We start from the raw sequence: 1,099 nt of genomic DNA on the forward strand, positions 1-1,099 counted from the left end.
TAAAAAATGGATGTTTTATATTTTGATATATTAGGTGGAATATATAATTTAAAAAAGCGGAATACTTTGCGGAAAGTTAAAGACATTTTTCGCAAAGTATTCCGCTTTTACTTCCATTAATCGGTCAAAGTTGCAACTGAAGTATGCATCTGGCCAATTTTTAATGGATAGGTCAGGAGTATTAACATAGACACCTTTTGTAAAGGGGAGCATTGCCAAACGGAAGTCTTCACCCATCGAATACTTCCACCAGCACCTTCTGGTTGCTCCCAAGTAGCGAATATTGATATGTTTGATAGTGCTTTTCGGTAAAAGTAAGCAGTTGCTCATTTGGCACCTCAGCAACAGCACCGCCTAATCCGTGGGAAAATATGGAGGTGGTAAAAAAGGGTAAGTTAAATCGTAATTTCTATTTGATTGCCTTCTGGATCACCTATTACACTTTCATAATAGCCATCTCCAGTAAAACGTGGTCCATTTAATAAAGGATAACCAGCATCTTTTATCACCTTTGTTAGTTCATTCACACGTTCTTCACTACCGACAGAAAAAGCCATATGAGCATAGCCAGTTATGTTTAAATTAGGCTTATTTTCAATCCCTTTTTTACGCATAAGTTCAAGCCTTGCTCCAGATTCGGACGTAATAAAATAAGATTCAAATTGTTTCATTTCATTATGGTATAACGAGTTTGCTTTACCATTAAAGTATTTTATATAAAAATCACGCATACATTTTAAGTCATTTACCCAAATTGCAATATGTTCAATTTTCATAGGTTTCACCAATCCTATCTGTATCAATTAGGCTTCCACTGTATTAAATTTGCATTTGCATTGCAACAATTTTGCTTTGCTATTAAAGCTAGTTGTTAATTTTTGATTGTGTACGTACATACAATATGTAATTAAGTGAATGACCATCATAGTAATTACAGAAAAGGGTGAATACAGTATATGAATCAATTTGAACAAATGATGTACGTTGGTGTCATCATGTCTATTGTACTATCTGTAATGATTTTAGGGTCCTTATATTATAATCCTCGACTTTCGTTAACTGATTATCCGAAAGATATTCAAAAAGTAGTTTTTCCAAA

At 33.6% G+C, this 1,099-nt stretch carries 1 protein-coding gene and 2 pseudogenes; 1 reads left to right on the forward strand and 2 read right to left on the reverse strand.

The genetic code is table 11. The features are described 5' to 3' along the window. Positions 1-48: 48 nt before the first annotated feature. Positions 49-391 (reverse strand): annotated as a pseudogene (locus ACQGS6_RS29115) (BBE domain-containing protein); the annotation flags it as partial. 4 nt (positions 392-395) lie between these two features. Continuing rightward, a complete protein-coding gene (locus ACQGS6_RS29120; RefSeq protein WP_426966081.1) occupies positions 396-776 on the reverse strand; it encodes a VOC family protein in 381 nt (126 codons plus the stop codon). A 180-nt stretch (positions 777-956) separates the two neighbouring features. Here ACQGS6_RS29120 and ACQGS6_RS29125 point away from each other — a divergent pair. Beyond that, positions 957-1,099: pseudogene (locus ACQGS6_RS29125) on the forward strand (nitroreductase); the annotation flags it as partial.

The sequence above is a fragment of the Bacillus sp. GMs2/2 genome (assembly GCF_050172095.1).
Classification (GTDB): domain Bacteria; phylum Bacillota; class Bacilli; order Bacillales; family Bacillaceae_G; genus Bacillus_A; species Bacillus_A cereus.

What these genes read in the sequence shown, in the direction of transcription:
- ACQGS6_RS29120 (WP_426966081.1), bottom strand. Translation starts at nt 776, where the DNA reads ATGAAAATTGAACATATTGCAATTTGGGTAAATGACTTAAAATGTATG.